The 15,674-nt window shown below is 68.9% G+C and carries 22 protein-coding genes; 8 read left to right on the top strand and 14 right to left on the bottom strand.

What is annotated here, in order from left to right; all coding sequences use genetic code 11:
* The first annotated feature begins 51 nt into the window (after positions 1–51).
* The gene (locus tag OHA17_RS00280) at positions 52–420 is read left to right on the top strand and encodes a hypothetical protein (RefSeq protein ID WP_406502891.1); all 369 of its coding nucleotides are present in this window, start codon (positions 52–54) and stop codon (positions 418–420) included.
* On the top strand, positions 417–1,106 hold the full coding sequence (locus OHA17_RS00275; RefSeq protein WP_406502889.1) for a nucleotidyl transferase AbiEii/AbiGii toxin family protein: 690 nt from the start codon (positions 417–419) through the stop codon (positions 1,104–1,106). The genes OHA17_RS00280 and OHA17_RS00275 overlap by 4 nt, the downstream gene beginning before the upstream one ends.
* Before the next feature lie 85 nt (positions 1,107–1,191).
* Here the strand turns inward: OHA17_RS00275 and OHA17_RS00270 are convergent, their stop codons facing one another.
* Positions 1,192–1,728 carry an SMI1/KNR4 family protein gene (locus OHA17_RS00270; RefSeq protein WP_406502887.1) on the bottom strand — a complete coding sequence of 179 codons (537 nt, stop codon included), beginning with the start codon at positions 1,726–1,728 and terminating at the stop codon, positions 1,192–1,194.
* Between the two features lie 346 nt (positions 1,729–2,074).
* A complete protein-coding gene (locus OHA17_RS00265; RefSeq protein WP_406502885.1) occupies positions 2,075–2,308 on the bottom strand; it encodes a hypothetical protein in 234 nt (77 codons plus the stop codon).
* Between the two features lie 169 nt (positions 2,309–2,477).
* On the opposite strand from OHA17_RS00265, the gene OHA17_RS00260 reads away from it, so the two are divergent.
* Together OHA17_RS00260 and OHA17_RS00255 are read left to right on the top strand one after the other, a co-directional pair.
* A complete protein-coding gene (locus tag OHA17_RS00260) occupies positions 2,478–3,056 on the top strand; it encodes a TetR/AcrR family transcriptional regulator (RefSeq protein ID WP_406502883.1) in 579 nt (192 codons plus the stop codon).
* Positions 3,057–3,138: 82 nt separating this feature from the next.
* Positions 3,139–3,921 carry an oxidoreductase gene (locus tag OHA17_RS00255; protein ID WP_406502881.1) on the top strand — a complete coding sequence of 261 codons (783 nt, stop codon included), beginning with the start codon at positions 3,139–3,141 and terminating at the stop codon, positions 3,919–3,921.
* Between the two features lie 455 nt (positions 3,922–4,376).
* Here OHA17_RS00255 and OHA17_RS00250 read toward each other — a convergent pair whose 3' ends face one another.
* The 6 genes from OHA17_RS00250 to OHA17_RS00225 form a co-directional block, all read right to left on the bottom strand.
* Positions 4,377–5,855, bottom strand: coding sequence for an MFS transporter (locus tag OHA17_RS00250; protein ID WP_406502879.1), 1,479 nt, complete (start codon positions 5,853–5,855; stop codon positions 4,377–4,379).
* A gap of 754 nt (positions 5,856–6,609) precedes the next feature.
* Positions 6,610–7,131 carry a hypothetical protein gene (locus OHA17_RS00245; RefSeq protein WP_406502877.1) on the bottom strand — a complete coding sequence of 174 codons (522 nt, stop codon included), beginning with the start codon at positions 7,129–7,131 and terminating at the stop codon, positions 6,610–6,612.
* Positions 7,132–7,139: 8 nt separating this feature from the next.
* The gene (locus tag OHA17_RS00240; RefSeq protein WP_406502875.1) at positions 7,140–7,457 is read right to left on the bottom strand and encodes a hypothetical protein; all 318 of its coding nucleotides are present in this window, start codon (positions 7,455–7,457) and stop codon (positions 7,140–7,142) included.
* Between the two features lie 246 nt (positions 7,458–7,703).
* Positions 7,704–8,345, bottom strand: a complete 642-nt coding sequence (locus tag OHA17_RS00235; protein ID WP_406502873.1) for a hypothetical protein — start codon at positions 8,343–8,345, stop codon at positions 7,704–7,706.
* 2 nt (positions 8,346–8,347) lie between these two features.
* Positions 8,348–9,253, bottom strand: coding sequence for a nucleotidyltransferase (locus OHA17_RS00230; protein ID WP_406502871.1), 906 nt, complete (start codon positions 9,251–9,253; stop codon positions 8,348–8,350).
* A 139-nt stretch (positions 9,254–9,392) separates the two neighbouring features.
* A complete protein-coding gene (locus tag OHA17_RS00225; RefSeq protein ID WP_406502869.1) occupies positions 9,393–9,515 on the bottom strand; it encodes a hypothetical protein in 123 nt (40 codons plus the stop codon).
* Between the two features lie 312 nt (positions 9,516–9,827).
* Between OHA17_RS00225 and OHA17_RS00220 the strand changes: the two genes are divergently transcribed.
* Entirely contained in the window at positions 9,828–10,601 is a 774-nt protein-coding gene (locus tag OHA17_RS00220) for a transposase family protein (protein ID WP_406502867.1), read from the top strand.
* Positions 10,602–10,641: 40 nt separating this feature from the next.
* A complete protein-coding gene (locus tag OHA17_RS00215) occupies positions 10,642–11,025 on the top strand; it encodes a transposase (RefSeq protein WP_406502865.1) in 384 nt (127 codons plus the stop codon).
* Between the two features lie 16 nt (positions 11,026–11,041).
* Here OHA17_RS00215 and OHA17_RS00210 read toward each other — a convergent pair whose 3' ends face one another.
* The 3 genes from OHA17_RS00210 to OHA17_RS00200 form a co-directional block, all read right to left on the bottom strand.
* On the bottom strand, positions 11,042–11,590 hold the full coding sequence (locus tag OHA17_RS00210; RefSeq protein WP_406502863.1) for a DUF4262 domain-containing protein: 549 nt from the start codon (positions 11,588–11,590) through the stop codon (positions 11,042–11,044).
* Between the two features lie 154 nt (positions 11,591–11,744).
* Positions 11,745–12,179, bottom strand: a complete 435-nt coding sequence (locus OHA17_RS00205; protein ID WP_406502861.1) for a hypothetical protein — start codon at positions 12,177–12,179, stop codon at positions 11,745–11,747.
* Between the two features lie 132 nt (positions 12,180–12,311).
* Complete coding sequence (locus tag OHA17_RS00200) at positions 12,312–12,596, bottom strand: hypothetical protein (RefSeq protein WP_406502859.1); 285 nt, start codon at positions 12,594–12,596, stop codon at positions 12,312–12,314.
* A 462-nt stretch (positions 12,597–13,058) separates the two neighbouring features.
* Between OHA17_RS00200 and OHA17_RS00195 the strand changes: the two genes are divergently transcribed.
* Positions 13,059–13,193 carry a hypothetical protein gene (locus OHA17_RS00195; RefSeq protein WP_406502857.1) on the top strand — a complete coding sequence of 45 codons (135 nt, stop codon included), beginning with the start codon at positions 13,059–13,061 and terminating at the stop codon, positions 13,191–13,193.
* Between the two features lie 108 nt (positions 13,194–13,301).
* On the opposite strand, the gene OHA17_RS00190 is transcribed toward OHA17_RS00195, so the two are convergent.
* Together OHA17_RS00190 and OHA17_RS00185 are read right to left on the bottom strand one after the other, a co-directional pair.
* Positions 13,302–13,559: a hypothetical protein gene (locus OHA17_RS00190; protein ID WP_406502855.1), complete on the bottom strand. Its 258-nt coding sequence runs from the start codon at positions 13,557–13,559 to the stop codon at positions 13,302–13,304.
* 566 nt (positions 13,560–14,125) lie between these two features.
* The gene (locus OHA17_RS00185) at positions 14,126–14,680 is read right to left on the bottom strand and encodes a hypothetical protein (RefSeq protein ID WP_406502853.1); all 555 of its coding nucleotides are present in this window, start codon (positions 14,678–14,680) and stop codon (positions 14,126–14,128) included.
* A 141-nt stretch (positions 14,681–14,821) separates the two neighbouring features.
* On the opposite strand from OHA17_RS00185, the gene OHA17_RS00180 reads away from it, so the two are divergent.
* Positions 14,822–15,226: a hypothetical protein gene (locus OHA17_RS00180; protein WP_406502851.1), complete on the top strand. Its 405-nt coding sequence runs from the start codon at positions 14,822–14,824 to the stop codon at positions 15,224–15,226.
* Between the two features lie 198 nt (positions 15,227–15,424).
* Here the strand turns inward: OHA17_RS00180 and OHA17_RS00175 are convergent, their stop codons facing one another.
* Positions 15,425–15,613: a hypothetical protein gene (locus tag OHA17_RS00175; protein ID WP_406502849.1), complete on the bottom strand. Its 189-nt coding sequence runs from the start codon at positions 15,611–15,613 to the stop codon at positions 15,425–15,427.
* Between the last annotated feature and the right edge of the window lie 61 nt (positions 15,614–15,674).

The following is a 15,674-nucleotide window of genomic DNA, read 5'->3' as shown; positions in this document are numbered from 1 at the left end:
CAGTTGGGTGTCCGGGGTGACCGGCCCGCTCCGGCAGGGGATAATCGGGGCATGGCTGTCACGTCCTCCCGCTTCCCGGTGCCCAATGCCGGCGAGATCCTGCGCGCCCGCTATACCCGGCGGCTGCCCGCCCGGCTGGAGGACCTGCAAGGTCCCGCGCACGGTGTGGTCGACCTGCCGTTGCATGTGGTCTGGTCGGGTCGACGCTCCTTCGACGTGGACGCCCTGCGCCCGCGGATGGGCCTGTACCGGACTGTCCTCGCCGAGGGACAGCAGCAGGACGTGGTGGACTTCCTGAACAGGGACCTGCTCATCGCCCAGTGGCCGGTGCTGCGGACCTTGATCAGTCGCCTGGTCCGTGACGTGTGGGAGGACGCCTTCCCGGAGCTGACGCCCGCCCGGACCGCGACCGCTGCATGAACCTGAACGACTTGCACCGCCGACTGCTGGCTGACGTGCTTGCCATCGGCACCGTCTACCCTCTGGTCGTCACCGGCGGCTATGCGGTGCAAGCGCACGGGCTGGTCGAGCGCCTGAGCCAGGACCTCGACGTCGCCACCGAGAATCCCGCCCCCATGGACGAGATCATCCACACGGTCAGCGCAGGCCTCACCGAACGCGGCTGGGCCGTACGGCAGATCGAGACCGACCCGCTCTCCGGCCGGCTCATCGTCACCGACCCGAACACCGGCGAGGAGTGCGAGGTCGACGTCCTCAAAGAGGCCTTCTGGGCTCCGCCCACCACCACCGAGTACGGCCCGGTCCTCTCCCTCGACGACGTGATCGGAACCAAAGTCCGGGCACTGGCCGACCGCAGCGCCGTCCGCGACCTCATCGACGTCCACGCCGCCTCCCGCCACCACACCACCGCCGACCTCGAAACCCTCGGCCGCCGACACGCCCGCACCGAGTTCAACCTCCACGAGCTGCGCGACCACCTCACCGGCGCCGAATGGTGGGACGACCAAGCCTTCTACGACTACGGCCTCACCCCCGAGCAACTCGCAGACCTGCGCACCTGGGCCAACGCCTGGGCAACCGACCTCGACACCCGCCTGCACACCGAAGAAGACCCCGACCTCGACCTCGACTTCGACGACGAATAGGCCGACCTACGGACCCCTGCGCCTGCCGATCTTTCATCGCATGAGCGGTCTCACGGCAGGCCTTGGCCCACCACCATCGGCCCCGTCAGGCGGGGAGCTTGCTCACCTGCGCAGCGCCGTCCCAGCCGCTGCTGCTGTTCGGCCCGGTCATGTCCTCGTCGGACAGGTAGCGGTAGAGCCATTCGGTGAAACTCATGTCGTACTCGTAGAAGTCGTCATCGTCTCCGACGTGGACGACGAGCAGGGGTGTGTTGCCGTGTCTGGGCAGCAGGAAGAGGTACTCGCCCCCGTTCGTTGACGCCAGCGGGATCAGGCCGCCTTTCCCGAATACCAGGTGCCCGGGATTGAGAGAGGCCGCGGTGGCCTCCTCCCACGCGCACGCGTCGAAGGCCTCCACGGTCTCCCGCATCCAGCGCAACAAGTTCCACGCATCCGATCCGGGATGGTGGATGTAGAGGCGGTCGTTCAGTTCAGCGGGGGCATACCGTGCGACGAACTCCTTGAAGTCCGTGGGGAGGGGGCTGCCGATCTCCTGCTCCAAGCGCAGCCAATCAGCAGGCTCGTCGTCACGGTTGATGGCTGGGCCCAGCATGTCGAAGACGGCCTGCAGATAGTCGGTCATGGCTGCCCAGGGTGTTCGTCGGGAATGGTCCAGGACAGCATCGGCCACGTCGCACGACGGCCATCGGCCGGGGGCCCTGGTCGGCAGGAGCCGGGCGCGGAGCGACGCGAGCCGGCCCACAGCCGCGTCGCCTTCCTGACCGCGGCGAACCCGCACCGAACGCAGCACAACGCGCGCAGGAGCCGGAGGAGCCCTGATGTCAATGGGAGTGCTCGCGAGGGCGTTTTGAGCGGCCGGTCGTCTCCCGCACGTTGGAGACCGGCCGCAACCCTGATCGGCTCGCCCGGCGCCTCGGGATCCGAGCCGCGGAGCCGGTCAGCCCGGGGAAGAGACGGTCGTGGCTGAGCTAGCCCCAGGTCTCCCCGCTGACCAGGGCGGGTCCGAAGTAACGGGTGGCGACGGAGGCGATCGGTGGCACGACTCCCTCTTCCATCGCGTGTTTGAAGGTCTGGACGATGCAGGTGCGCACCGGGTGCATGGGGCCGCCGGCCGGTCCGCAGTCGTTGGTGGACAGGGGCCGGTCCTGCGGGCGGGCCAGGGCGAAGCAGACCAGCATCGTGCGGTGGTCCTCGAACGCCACATGGTCGCGGATGGCCCGGTGAGTGAAGTCGAGGTGGTCGAAGACGACCGCGACGTCCTCGTCTGGCTTTGTACGCGATTCACCCCGATAAAAACACCGTGTTGACGTCGGCCGTCGAGGAGCGACATATATTTGACCCTGGGGTCAAAAACAGTGCTACGGTTAGAGCATGGGCAGGCCGAAGCAGTTCGATCCGGACGTGGCGGTGGAGCGCGCGATGGGCGTGTTCTGGCGCAAGGGGTACGCAGCGACGGCGCCTCAGGACCTCGTGGACGAGATCGGCATCGGCAAGGGCAGTCTGTACAACACCTTCGGCAGTAAGCATGCATTGTTCGAACGCGCGCTGGCGCGCTACCGCGACTCACAGGCCGCTTGGCTGGCGGAGCTGCTCGACCATCCCGGTTCGGCGAAGGACCGGCTGCGGGGCGCGCTGGAGGCCCTGGTCGAGCTCGACTTGGGCGACCAGGATCGGCGCGGCTGCATGGCGGTCAACACCGCCGCCGAGTTGGCTCCCTCGGACGCCGCGACGGCCGACACTGTGCGCAAGATGTTCGCACGCACGGAGAGCGCGTTCCGGGCGGCCGTCGAGGAGGGCCAGCGGGCCGGCGAGATCGACGGCGGACGTGACGCGGCGGCGCTGGCCGCCTGGTTGCTCGCGACGGTGATCGGCATGCGGGTACTGGCCAAGACCGCCGAGGACGCCCAGCAGCTGAGGCGGGTCGTAGACGCGGCAATGGGGTCGTTGTAGTTGGTTGTCTCGACTTGGTGGCCAGAATTTTTTTTCGCATTCATTTTGTACCTGTGATTCAAAAATCTGCAAGGAGTCTGCCATGGAACTCAATCTCGTCGGCAAGACCGCGGTCGTCACCGGGGCAAGCCGAGGCGTTGGCCTCGCGATCACACGGCAGCTCGTCGCCGAGGGGGTCCGCGTTGTCGGCGCGGCCCGAACGATTACGGCCGAACTGAAGGAGGCCGGCGCCCACCCGGTCGCGGCCGACCTGAGTACGCCAGAAGGCGCCGAGGAACTGGGGGCGCAGGCGCTCGCCGAACTCGGCGGCGTGGACATCCTGGTCAACAACCTGGGCGGCGGAGACGCGTTCACCCTGCAGGGGTTCCTCGCGACCGACGACGCCCTGTGGGCGCAGAGCTTCGAGGTCAACCTGTTCGGCACGGTCCGGGTCACCCGCCGACTGCTGCCGAGCATCCTGGAGCGCCGCGGTTGCGTGGTGAACATCTCGTCGATGAGCGCGCGCCTGCCGGGCACGGGCCCGATCGAGTACGGCGCCGCGAAGGCGGGCCTCAACGCGTTCGGCAAGGCACTGTCCGAGGAATTCGGACCCCGGGGTATACGGGTGAACACCGTCTCACCCGGCCCGACACGTACCGGCATGTGGGAGGACGACAACGGCTTCGGCGCCCGCCTCGCCGAGGCGAACGGCGTCGGGCACCGCGAATTCGTGTCCGGGGTGCCCGCGGCCATGGGCATGACCACCGGCCGCATGGTCGAACCCGACGAAGTCGCGGCCGTCGTCGCGTTCCTCGTCTCAGACCGCGCGGCAAGCATGACCGGAGGCGACTATGTCGTAGAGGGCGGCGGCATCAAGACGGTGTGAGGCGTACGACGGGGAACTAGCCCCCGCTCAGAACGGTGTGTTTCCGGCAGGGGCGGCGTCCGTCCGGCCAGCATGTGCCGGGCGGCGGTTTGCCGCATAGGCTGAGTCCGACCAGGGGGTTTAGGGGGTTTGGCATGTCTCGTCCTATTTGGTCAGATAGCTTCTCTGAACCATCCCGATGTGCGGTGGACGCGGGCCGAGCACCGTTCGGGGGCGGCGGACGGAGTTCCTGAAGAGGCTCGGGATCAGGTGCTGACAAGGCGTCGTTCGAGCGGGGGGCGGAAGCTGGGGCGGATGCGGGTGCCGCCGAAGAAGGAGGTCAGCTGTTTGGCCTCGTGGTGATTGCCGTGCAGCCGGGGCCTGCGCCCCCTGCCGCAACGCCGCAGACGCCGATGAACGAGAAAGGCTGAGGGCTCAGGTCCCGGCCGACTTCGTGGCCGGGACCTGGGGGTGGCTCATTCAGTCTGGTTGTTTGCTTGCTTGGGCAGGCAGAACATCAGGGCCCACATCAGGGCGAGGAGGCTGCCGACCCACCACAGCACGGTGATGAACGCGTCGCGGTTGGGTCCGGCGTCGGGTGAACCGTCGGTGGTAGCGAAGAACACCAGGGCGGTCAGCGCGGTACCAAGGGCGATACCCAGGTGCATGGCGGTGTTGAACAGGCCCGAGGCGGACCCGGCGTCCTCGTGCGGGACCCTGGCCAGCGACAGATCGGCGAGCGGGCCGCCGACCATGCCGAGGCCGGAGCCGATCAGTACCACCGGGGCAGTCATCGCCAGCAGGGTCAGGTCTGCCTGACCTGCGTCGGCCTGGAGTCCGTAGGCGGCCATCGCAGCGATCGTGATGAGGGCTCCGGCCTGGGGAAGGCGGCGGGCGAAGCGCCCGCTGCTCTTCGCCGCGATTGTCGCGCCGGCCAGCTCTCCGAGGGAGAGCAGTACGAAGGCCAGGGCCGCGTGGAAGGGGCTCATGCCCAGGCCGCGCTGGAGGTAGAGGGTCCAGGTCATGAAAAACAGCCCGCACAGAAGGCCGTGCATCAGCTGCGCGGCCATGCCGCCGGAAAACTGCCTGCCCCGGAACAACGACAGGGGCACGAGGGGTGCGTTGTCCTGCCTGCGCTGCTGGTGGCGCAGGAAGACGCCCAGCACCAGAAGTCCTGCGCCAAGCAGGGCGAAGCACCACAGCGGCCAGTGATGGAGGTGCCCCTCGGTGAGCGGGAAGACGATCAGGACGATGGCCAGTGCGGACAATGCCATGCCGGTCAGGTCGGGCCGGTCAGTCTTCCTGGCGGTCGACTCGGGGATGAACCAGCGTCCCAGAAGGATCACGGCGAGGCCGACTGGCACGTTGATCAGGAAGATCGGCCGCCAGGACAGCCCGAACAGGTCAGCCTCGGTGAGCAGGCCGCCCACCACCGGGCCCAGGACGTTGGCGAGGGAGAGAACAGCCCCGTACAGGCCGAACGCTTTGCTGCGGTTCTTCCCCTCGAAGGTGACATGGAGGGTGGCCAGGACCTGCGGGATCATCAGGGCCACTCCCACTCCCTGGAGCATGCGGACACCGATCAGCACGCCCGGCCCGGCAGCGAGTCCGCACAGCAGCGAGGCCGCGGTGAACACGACGGCGCCCATGAGGAGGATCCTGCGTCGGCCGTAAAGGTCGCCGAGGCGCCCGCCGGTGATCAGCCCGATGGCGATGGGCAGTGAATAGCCGGTGGTCAGCCACTGCACCGTGACCGGTCCGGCGCCGGTCGACTCCTGGATCGCGGGCAGGGCGGTCAGAACGACCGACTGGTCGAGGATGTCCATGAGCTCGGCGGTCAGCAGCACCAGGAGGGCGATCCAGGCCGCCAGGGCCATTTTCGGGCGGTGAGGTGCTGGGTGGGTTGGGCGCTGGGTGGTGTGCTGCGGCTCGTTGCCGAGCGCGGAGGAAGACACGACGGGAAAACTCCTGATCCAAAGGAATCGGGGAGCCCTGCCGGCAGCCGCACCGGGGCCGGAAAACACCAAAGCCCGGGGCAGACGGCCGAGCTGCACCCGGGAAGGAAAACTGCGGGGATGGGTGACGCAACACAGGCCAGCGCGACGTCCGCCCCCGGACACGTGCGACAACACAGCACGCGGGGAACACGGACGACTACATGGCCTGGTTAATAAGACGTCACCCCAAGATCGACACAGAAGGAACAAGAAGTCCGGTCGCTGCCACCGAAACCTCGGCACAGGAACCGGTTTCACCATACGACACCCCCGGGCGCCGACGCACACCAGATAGCGGGGCCGCCCCCCGCGGGACCGACCCATGCACAACGTCCAGCCCCACTGTCAGGAACGGCCCCTTCTCAGCCCAAGATCAACGGACGGCCCGCGAGGCCGCTGCTTGCGGCGCGCTGCCGCTCGCGTTGCCGAGGGCCGGGGACCGGGACGCGGCGGTGAATCCCTCTACGCCGCCGACCAGGTCATCGCCGCCCACACGCACCGCCCCGGACGCGGCGCCCGCACCGATCTCCGGCCGCCGGCCTCCTCCGCCAGATAGACCACCAAGTCCCGCTCGCCATGACCAATGAGCGGCACCGGCGCGACGGAGGCCCGGCGCGGGGCAGCTGCGCAGGCATCGTGAGCCGCCGTGCCTCCGCCCTGCTTCACCTCGCGGATGCGGCGTCCCGCTCTGCTGCCTGCGCAGCAGCCGACTTCAGTGTCCGAGCTGCTGGCGGCAGGCGCGGACGACCGACGGGTCGAGGCGGATGCCCTGCGCCCAGGAACAGACGGCACCAGGGTCGTACTTGGGTTGAGGGTTGGCCGGGAGGGCCCGGCGAGGGCGGGGCGCGGGTGCGGAGTGCCGGGCCGTGATCCGGCCCTGGCCGTGATGGGCAGGAGCGGCCGCCGGCTGCGGGTGGTCACGAGCAGTTCGGTCCGCCGGCCCTACGCTGCTGGCCGGGGCCGGGGCCGGGGCCGGGGCCGGGGCCGGGGCCGGGGCCGGGGCCGGGGTGGCGGGGGATGGGCCGTAGGCGGGGGCCAGTGTCTCGCGGGCGGGCGGCTGTACGGGGTCGGGCCAGGATGGTCCGGAGGCCACGGTGGTGAGGCGCCCGCCGTCGGGCAGGAACTCCCTGCCGTGCGGCTCCCTGCCGTGCGGCACGGTCCTGGAGCCCAGGCTGACGCAGCCCGTGGCGAGCAGGACGACGCCAACCGCGAGCAGCAGACGAAGCCGGTGCATGGAGCGCATCAGGGGCCGGTGGGGGCGAGCTGCTCCTTGGCTGTGGAGATCAGGTCGCGGTTGACCCAGCCGTCCACGCCCGATCCCTTCATCGTGATGTGCGCCCAGGCCACATCGCGGGTGTAGCCGTGGAAGCGGCACGTCTGGTCGCGGTAGCCGATCCCGGCCCTCGCCGCGTTCTTCGACGGAGCCTGGCGGATGACGGCGGCGTCGGTATTGATCCGGCAGGGTTCCTCGCCTGTGGCCGCCGTCGCGGCCGCCGGCCAGGTGGCGAGGGCGGCCAGCACGGCGGTCCCCGCGGTGAGTGTCTTGGTTCCTGCGCGCATCGGCACCCCTCCGGAGATCTCTCACATGGAGTGATCTTCGTAGCGAGGATTGCTGGGCGAAGTCGAGCTGAGCGGCGACCGGTTCACTCCTGCGAGGGAGAACCGTGATCATCACACTGGGCGGCGCCGCACCAATGCAAGCCAGCAGCCAGGGGGGAGCCGGGCCGAAGCCGTGCTGGGGTCTGACTCAGGTCTGATCTGCTTCCGGCGGGGGGCGGCCTCCGCTCGTAGTTCCCGCGTATGCGGTCAGCTGGGAGTGCGCTCGGGATCGGTGGCTTGTGCTTCGGCGAAGGTGGAGTGGTGGGTGGAGCGGTTGAGCAGGGTGAAGTCCATGTCGCCGGCGGTGAATCGGCTGGTGTAGTAGTGCCCGGTGGCTGTCAGGGGAGTGAGGCCCGTGACCGATATTCGGCAGGCCCCTTCGTGTCGGGGGCTGCGGGGCTGGTGCTCCATGCGGGGCTTGTTGTCGTACAGGAACCCGATCTCGAAGGTCCCGGAGTTCTCCGGGGCGGTGAGCGTGGCATTGCTCGACCGTGAGGAGGTGCTCTCCTTGGTGCGGAGGGTGGCGTGCAGGCCCCAGAAGGTCTGTTCGATCGTCATGTACGCGGTGATCGGCCCTTTGTTGCCCCCTGCGGGTATGTGGCTTTCCGGGCTCGGCGAGAGGATGACGCGCCAGGTGCCGGTGACCCAGGGGCGTGCGGTGAGGCGGTGGATGCCGGGCCAGTGCCACGCCCACTTGTCGAAGACGACCACGCCGTACCCGATGGCGGCCGGGATGTAGGCGAGCAGGTAGCGGAACTGTGAGGGGTACAGGCCCAAGATGACCAGGACGGCTGTGTAGAGGGTGGCGGCGATGGTGGCGCCGGTGCGCAGAGTGGTGGCCGTGCTCATGGTCAGCCTCCGTAGCCGAGGTAGCGCCAGGCACCCTCGATCAGCTCGCGGGCATGGAATGCGTTCCACTTCTGGCCATCACCGAAGAGCTTCTTCATCTCGTTCGGCTCCCGCATGCACAGGAGGCTCCAGAAGGAGGAGACCTGCCGGTGCACCTCCACCAGGCACGCGCGGACCGCGTCGTCCAGGCCGCCGGCGAGGAAGATGTCGTCCCGAACGTTGTAGATCAGGCACTCGGAGAAGTACGACGGCAGCGCCTTGATCACGCCTTCGGCCGCGAGGTCGTTCTCCACGTTCTTCAGGACCCGCACCACGAACTTGTACCGGTTCTTGGTGTTGGTGTTCTTCGCCTTGCCGTTGGCCAGCTGGAGCTCGGGCCAATTGATGACCCGCGCGCCGTCGCGTCCGTAGACGACGCTCCCCACGCGTTCGCCTCCGGGCGCTGTGGAGTCGTACTGCACCCATTTGAAGCACGGCACCACGTCGATGCTGGGACGGCTGCCGATGACTTCAGGGATGTAGAAGGCGAGATTGTGGTCTTCGTCCACCGACCCGAAATAGGCAGTAAGGGCGGTATGCACCTCTTTGCGGAGAGTCGCTGCTGTCCACGGACCTGTGAACTGGTTCGGCTGGCCGTACCACCACGCTGCCACACCAGCAGTGTGAAACGGGTCGTTGAGCTTCACCATGATGTCCACATCGCTGTCGCCACGGACATTGGTCTTGTTCGGGTAGGAGCCCTTCGCCCTGACGGTGATGTCGGACCCCTGGAACGCTTTGTGCTGGCTGATCGCGTCCTTGACCATGCGCTCGGCCCGTTCCAGCCGGTCCTGCTCGCAAGCCCCCGGCGGGGTCTTCCACTTGTTGATCAGGGCAAGCCGCTGATCGTATGTCAGCTGTCGTGCCATGAACCCCTCCCCACCTCAGCCGTGGTAGCGGGGACAGCGTACGAGTGGGGTCTGATAACCGGCCTGCACAGCGGCTGATCTCGCCGCAAGCCCCAGACCAGACCCCGCCCTTCGGCCAGGGGACCGGTAGTGCAGACCGTCAGCGGTCGATGCTGGCCCGCAGGGTGCGGACGAGGCCGGCGTCCTCGCGCATGACGGCAGGCACCGCGGCGTCCACGCGCAGTTGGCCGTGGTCCCAGACGCTCCACCCGATCCCACGCAAAGCAGAACACGCTGCTCGCCACGCTCCTGCGGAGCGTGGAAGCGGCCCGGGGCCGCACCACCGGATCCGGAGCCCTCCGCATACGCAGCACAGGACCCGCCCTCGACACCCCAACGCTGGCTCGGGCGGTTTGCGGGGCTCTGGCACTGATCTTGGGGAGCGGTCGCGGAGGGTTACCCCAGTGTTCGATTGAGGGGTGCTGACGTGATGTGAGACCGCGTACGCCGCACCCCGGAAACCGCGATAGTGACGCTCCATCAGGTCCGCGCCGAGCCCGGAGGATATCGCCTGCGGCCGGTGACGGTGCTGGTCATGCAGGCTGACACGTCCTTCTGGGACTCGCTGGTGTTCGACGGGAACGACGACGTGGACGTCGAGGCGGCAACCGCTGTCTTCGGCACGATCGACATCGTGGCCCGAGGCCGGGCCGCGGGCGCCGCGTGCCCGGACTGCGGCCAGTTCGCGTCCCGGGTGCACGACTCCTACCAGCGCACGCTCAAGGATCTCCCGATCGGCGGGCAGGGCGTCGCGATCCTGCTGACGGTCAGGCGCTTCATCTGCGACATCGTGGACTGCCCCCGTCGCACCTTCGCCGAACGATTCCCGCGCCTGACCACCCCGCACGCCCGCTTCACCACCCGCCTCAACCACACACTGGAGCGCATCGGACTCGCCCTGGCCGGACGCGCCGGCGCCCGACTGGCAGCCCAACTGGGCGTGAACGCGGGCCGGATGACCGTGCTGCGCCGGGTCATGGCACTGCCTGATCCGCAGGTCAGCACGCCACGCGTGCTCGGTGTCGATGATTTCGCCACACGCCGCGGGCACACGTACGCCACCGTGATCACGGACGGTGAGAGCCACCGGCCCATCGACGTACTGCCCGGGCGCGAGGCGGAACCCAGGACATGGTCACCGGGCGACGCACCCGCGTCAGCCGTCTCGACACCTACCGGCTCCCCCTCCAGCGGCGCATCGACGAGACCGACGGCCAGATCACCATCTGGCGCCTGCGCGAGGAGCTCGCCGAACAAGATCTTGCGCTGCCCTACAGCAGCCTGCGGGACTGGGCCCGCACTCGTCTGACCTGGCCCAACGCCTCGATCCCCACCCCGCCGCACCATCCGTGCGCACCGTCGTCGGCTGGATCACCCGGCACCCCGACACGCTCGCCGAGGACGAGATCCAGCAGCTCAAGGCCGTCCTCGACGGCTGCCCTCAGCTGGAGCAAACACACGGACTCGTCCGGGGCTTCGCCCGGATGCTCACCCAGCGCACCGGAGCCGACCTGCCGCACTGGATCGACACCGCCCGCGCCACACAGCTACCCGGGATGACCGGCTTCGCAGCCCGACTGACCTCCGACATCGACGCAGTGACCGCGGGACTGACCGTGCACTGGAGCTCTGGCGGTACCGAGGGCGCCGTGACACGCGTGAAAAAGATCAAAAGGCAGCTGTACGGCCGGGCCGGATTCGAACTGCTCCGCAAGCTGATCCTGCTTCAGTAACCCCTGCGTCCGGTGGTCAGAGTTCTGCGGTCCAGACCCCGGCAGGGTGATCAGCGGGCGGCAGCCATAGTTGCGGCTGGGACTCACGGTGCCTCTGGTCCGCCTGCTCTTCCCAATGGAAGCACCCTTCCGCATCGGGCCATACAACTTGCAGGACGGGCAGAGGAGGCCGCCGGTAGAACCCGATGGCCCGCCCGAAGAAGGCCCTGTACCAACGCCGGTCCGCGCTCTTGAGAGCGACTGGATAGCCGTCCACAACGTCGTGATGTTCTTGGCCGCTCTCCAGGACGCAGCCAGCGGCAGCCTTGTCGCCGAGGATGTTGAGCATGCGGTGCATGGCGTGGATGTCGAGTCCGAACATGGCGAGCTCAGGCACACCATGAGTGTGCGCGAGGCCGATGGTGTACGCAAAACCCGGGCCGACCTCGTCTTCGGGGACCATGACCACATGCCAGCCGTGCTGCTGCACGTTTGAGTTGATCATCAGGTCCATCTGGTCGGCTTCGCCACGGTCGCCGTAGTCATGGCAGAGAACACAGCGGCACTCGAACGGATCACCAGTCATACACGGAGGCTACGAGGCGACCATGCAAGCTGATAGGTCGGGCCCTCAATCGAACACTGGGGAAACCCTCCGCGACCGCTCCCAAGATCAGTGCCAGAGCCCCGCTCAAACCGCCCGAGCCACCAACGCCCCACTGACCAGCCGAAGTCAGCAGTCACAGGTGGCCGGCCGGTCGCTGAGGCCCAGCAGGGAAGTGGCGCTGGAGGATCTCAGCGAATTCAGACAGGCCGAGAAGCCGACCGTCTCCTGCAAGGTCTGCCATGGCCTGTACGAGGTCGGTCAGGGCAGCGACGAACGGCGCTGCCTCGTCGCCGCCGGCACGCGCAGCGGCGTCTTTGAGCAGCCGCTCCCGTACGGCGGGGAAGATGTCCTGCGCCCAGGCGTCCCGTTCCTTGGCACGGCGAACGCCGTCTTCCATGAGGATTTTGGTGACGGTGTAGCCAGGGCAGTCGGGCGTGTGCCAGGTCTCGGTGACCTGCCCGTCTTTGGTAGCCGTGATCGTGCGGGTGTTGTCCACAAAGGGGATGGCGTGGCAGTCGGTGCATTCCTCGTGACGGCTGTGAGGTCGGTCAGCGGGCATGTCGGTCATGCTGCGGGCTCCTTTCACGCAGGCAGGGCTCGAGCCTGCCACCTTCCCGACGGCTCGGGCCAGCCCCGTGCTGTGCTCACGGGGGGCACCGGTGGACGACTGCTTCGGTGACGGGATTTGGGGTGGGGGCGGTCATCGTCGTCGTACCGCGCTGATCCAGGAGGGCACAGCCATGCCGGCGAAGACGAGCATCCCGCCGATCACCTGGAGCGGTCCGCGGACGGACGGGTACGGGATCCACAGGACGACCACCATCGCCATCAACTGGAGGTAGGCGAGAGCGCCGAGAGCGAGCGCGATGTTCCTCCACCGGGATGCCGGCCAGGGCGCCGGTACCGGTGCCGTCGGTGCGGCCGGGGGCTGGGCAGGACCGCCGGCGGGAGGAGTCGGCGAGAGGGGAGTGGGGTTGGCGGGCACGGAGATCCTTCGGGACAGGGCGTGCGGGAGCACACCGACAGGGGCGGAGCCTTACGGGCCGCGGTTGGGTGGCGCGGGGCCGGACGTGGACGAACGCGTCTGTCCGATCCCGAGCAGCAGAGTGAAGGAGGCAGGAGCTAGCCACGCAAGGGGAGTTGAGGAGCGGGGCCGCAGTGAGCATGGCCGATGCGCGGTTCTCATTCGATAGCTGCGACCTGCGACTTTCCGCGAGGACCGGTTCTCCTGGCGGCTTGCGGCCTTTGAAGGGACGCGCGGGGTGCGGCGATGCACATGCCGGCGTGAACCTGGCCGGGGCATCGGCCCGGGGGCCACAGATCGGCGAGGCGCAAGAGAGACCGCGCTGCTGCCTCCGGGCGTGGACGCGAGTGTCGGCGCCGGATGCCACGATGGATCACGTGTTCGCCTGCGGTGGCGGGCCGGGACGTGAGGAACGGAGTCCAGGTGAAGGACTACAAGCTGGTGTGGCGCGAGCCGAGCGGCAAAGTGTGGTCGTCGGCGGTGTCCTACTTGCTGGGCGCGGCAGAGGACCGGGAGAAGGAGCTCAAGGCCGAGGGCGCCGCGGTGCGCGGTGGATGACGGCGCACGGGTTGTCGCCGGGGGCATTATTGAAGGCGATGCACAGGCGTGTTCCGTTGTCGAAGGTACGCCCGCCCTTCCACGCCCAGCTGACGGTCGAGGTCGTGGTCAGGCCCAGCTGCGGCGGGTGGCGTTCTTCCAGCCGGTGACGTCATACGGGGTCGAGCCTGCGGCGAAGGCGTACAACTGGGCGCGGGCGCCGGCGTCGTGGCCGTCTATGAATCCGTCGACGGTGTCGACGCGCGGGCCGGAGCCTTTGACGTGGATGCCGGCTCTGCCGTCTTCGACGGTGGCGTTGGCGTGTGCAGGGGCGGGGCACAGGGCCAGCGCGGCGGCCGCGAGGACGGCGGGCAGGGTCTTCTTCATGCCGTGGTCAACCGGCTCGCGGGGGACAGGTCACCGGCCGTGGCGAGCTGGGGCAGATGGTCCGCGTAGCTGGGCTGCCTGGGGGCGTGGCCCCGGGGCGTGGCGTTCCGTCACGGCGGCATAGGGCCGACCGCCTGCCCCGGGGCGAGGGCAGGATTTCACGGGAGCCCGTCGAGCGTCCGGGCGATCGTCACGGATGGCCGACAACTACCGTGTACACACCGCGTGTTGGCCCCTGATGCAGCGACGGCCCGCGCAGGGCGCCCTGACCGGCCACGGGGTATGAACGTGGCCGGCGCCCGGTCCGCCGGAGCGGGCGTCGGCCTACCGAAACACCCCGACACAGGCCGGCCTGCCCCGCGATGGCCTCAGCCACTCCGGCTGGAGCGCAGCGGACCTGTGCGCCTGGTGGCCGGCCGTCACCGCAACCTCCAGGCAGGGAAGCCCTGGACCGGCAGGCCCTGCGCTTGAAAATCTCTTCGAGGCGGCTTATGCGAGCCGGCCCGGGGTGCGGACGTACGACGGCAGCTGATGGAGGGAGCCCGTCGGCCCGTGGGCCGTGCGGGTCAGGTGTGGCGCCGTTGGTCGCGGTAGTGGCGGGCCTTGGGGGCGCGCCGGGTGCCGGGTTCGGTGGGCGGGCCGCCGGGGCCTGCGGGGGCGGAGAAGCCTCCGGCGACGGGCCGGACCGCGTGCTGCGCCTCGGCGGTCGGGTTTGTCCCGCGGGGGGTGGTGCGGGCGATGATCTGGGTGTGGGGGGTCTGTGCGGCGCAGGCGGCGCAGACCTCGGACAGGGTCCAGACCTGGGCGATGGACGGGTCGTGACGCAGGATCAGCACGCTCTGTCCCGCACAGGACACCGGGCTCGCCTCGTGGGCGGCGCATTCGTGGGCGCGGCATGCGCAGGCGGCATGGGGCCGGGTGCCGGCGGCGCGGGCGTGGGCGGCGGCGTGGGCCGCGGCGAACGCACGGAGCCTGGCCAGGTCCGGCGAGCGTGGAGGCATCCGGCAGGCCGTGGTGCTGCAGGTGAGCGTTGCCGTGTGGTCGGCGTGGCCCGCCAGTCGGATGGTCCAGGTCCGTCCCGGCATCCGCCCGGTGGCGGGGTGTGGGTTGATGGTGGTCAAGGGCAGTCGGCCATTCGCTCGGTGGAATATGCAACGCCGTGCGCAGCGCTTCAGCAAGCGCGTACGTGGCGTGGGGAGGTGTTGCCTGCGGCGCTCGTTCAAGCACCGGGGCTGGACACGTCAGCCCCGTCAGGATCACACATGGCGCTGTTCGCCGACGCTGTAGGTGTGCGGGAGGCCGTCGAGGTGGCCCACGCCGACGTCGCCGCCCTCCGCGGTGACGGCATCTCCCGGCCCCGTCCCTCGGCACCGCTGAGGGGCCGTCACCTGTGGAAACTTCGTAAACCTGCTGGTCTCAGCGCCACAGCGGCAGAGGCAGGATGGCATCTCGACCTTGCTGCCACGCGTGCCCTGACCGGGTCCGGCGACGACATGTTGCTGGTGGTCCGCAACGACTTCGGCGACGACTTGGCTCGCGACGACGGTTGCTTCAGTGCCGAGATCGAGCGGGGCGCCCCCACGGCGTTCGAGGCTCTGCACGCCGTCGTCCACGGTGGGCTGTTCAGCGAGGACCAGGCGCATCCGTTCCAGTACGGCTACGCATAGGAGCGGCTGTGCTCGCTCACCGGGGTGTTCCTGCCCAACGATTCCTTCGCCCCGCACCGGGGCGACTGGCTGGCGGTCGTCGAGCCAGGGGCTGGAGGCGCTGGGTATCACCTCTGTGTCCGTGGAGGCCTTCAGTAACGGCCCGCCCGCGCTGCTGCCCTACGCCTTCACCCCGGGATGCGGCGAGTGGACGCCCGGTCACATTGTGCAGCGCTGGAGCAGTTCGAGGCCGGCAAGCGTGAGGTCGCCGAGTCGGGACGGGCCCCGCTGCTGGAGCCCGAAGTCGTGGAGGCCGCCATGCAGTGCCTGGATGCGGTACGCGCAGGCACGGTCCGGCAGTCCCGGCGTGATCGGCTTCCGCTCCTGGGGCGTGGCGTCAAAGCACATGGTCTTGAGGTCGCAAGGTCCGCGGCAGAGTCGCTCGTTCATTCGGGTGGGAGCGCGACGG

This window comes from Streptomyces sp. NBC_00212 (assembly GCF_045206365.1).
Lineage (GTDB): Bacteria > Actinomycetota > Actinomycetes > Streptomycetales > Streptomycetaceae > Streptomyces.
The sequence above is the reverse complement of the archived record's forward strand: the minus strand, read 5'-3'. Positions and strand labels throughout refer to the sequence as shown.

Coding starts and splice junctions, on each gene's coding strand:
- OHA17_RS00280 (WP_406502891.1), top strand. CDS start 52: ATGGCTGTCACGTCCTCCCGCTTCCCGGTGCCCAATGCCGGCGAGATC.
- OHA17_RS00275 (WP_406502889.1), top strand. CDS start 417: ATGAACCTGAACGACTTGCACCGCCGACTGCTGGCTGACGTGCTTGCC.
- OHA17_RS00270 (WP_406502887.1), bottom strand. CDS start 1,728: ATGACCGACTATCTGCAGGCCGTCTTCGACATGCTGGGCCCAGCCATC.
- OHA17_RS00260 (WP_406502883.1), top strand. CDS start 2,478: ATGGGCAGGCCGAAGCAGTTCGATCCGGACGTGGCGGTGGAGCGCGCG.
- OHA17_RS00255 (WP_406502881.1), top strand. CDS start 3,139: ATGGAACTCAATCTCGTCGGCAAGACCGCGGTCGTCACCGGGGCAAGC.
- OHA17_RS00245 (WP_406502877.1), bottom strand. CDS start 7,131: ATGCACCGGCTTCGTCTGCTGCTCGCGGTTGGCGTCGTCCTGCTCGCC.
- OHA17_RS00240 (WP_406502875.1), bottom strand. CDS start 7,457: ATGCGCGCAGGAACCAAGACACTCACCGCGGGGACCGCCGTGCTGGCC.
- OHA17_RS00235 (WP_406502873.1), bottom strand. CDS start 8,345: ATGAGCACGGCCACCACTCTGCGCACCGGCGCCACCATCGCCGCCACC.
- OHA17_RS00230 (WP_406502871.1), bottom strand. CDS start 9,253: ATGGCACGACAGCTGACATACGATCAGCGGCTTGCCCTGATCAACAAG.
- OHA17_RS00220 (WP_406502867.1), top strand. CDS start 9,828: ATGCAGGCTGACACGTCCTTCTGGGACTCGCTGGTGTTCGACGGGAAC.
- OHA17_RS00210 (WP_406502863.1), bottom strand. CDS start 11,590: ATGACTGGTGATCCGTTCGAGTGCCGCTGTGTTCTCTGCCATGACTAC.
- OHA17_RS00205 (WP_406502861.1), bottom strand. CDS start 12,179: ATGACCGACATGCCCGCTGACCGACCTCACAGCCGTCACGAGGAATGC.
- OHA17_RS00190 (WP_406502855.1), bottom strand. CDS start 13,559: ATGAAGAAGACCCTGCCCGCCGTCCTCGCGGCCGCCGCGCTGGCCCTG.
- OHA17_RS00180 (WP_406502851.1), top strand. CDS start 14,822: ATGGCGCTGTTCGCCGACGCTGTAGGTGTGCGGGAGGCCGTCGAGGTG.
- OHA17_RS00175 (WP_406502849.1), bottom strand. CDS start 15,613: ATGTGCTTTGACGCCACGCCCCAGGAGCGGAAGCCGATCACGCCGGGA.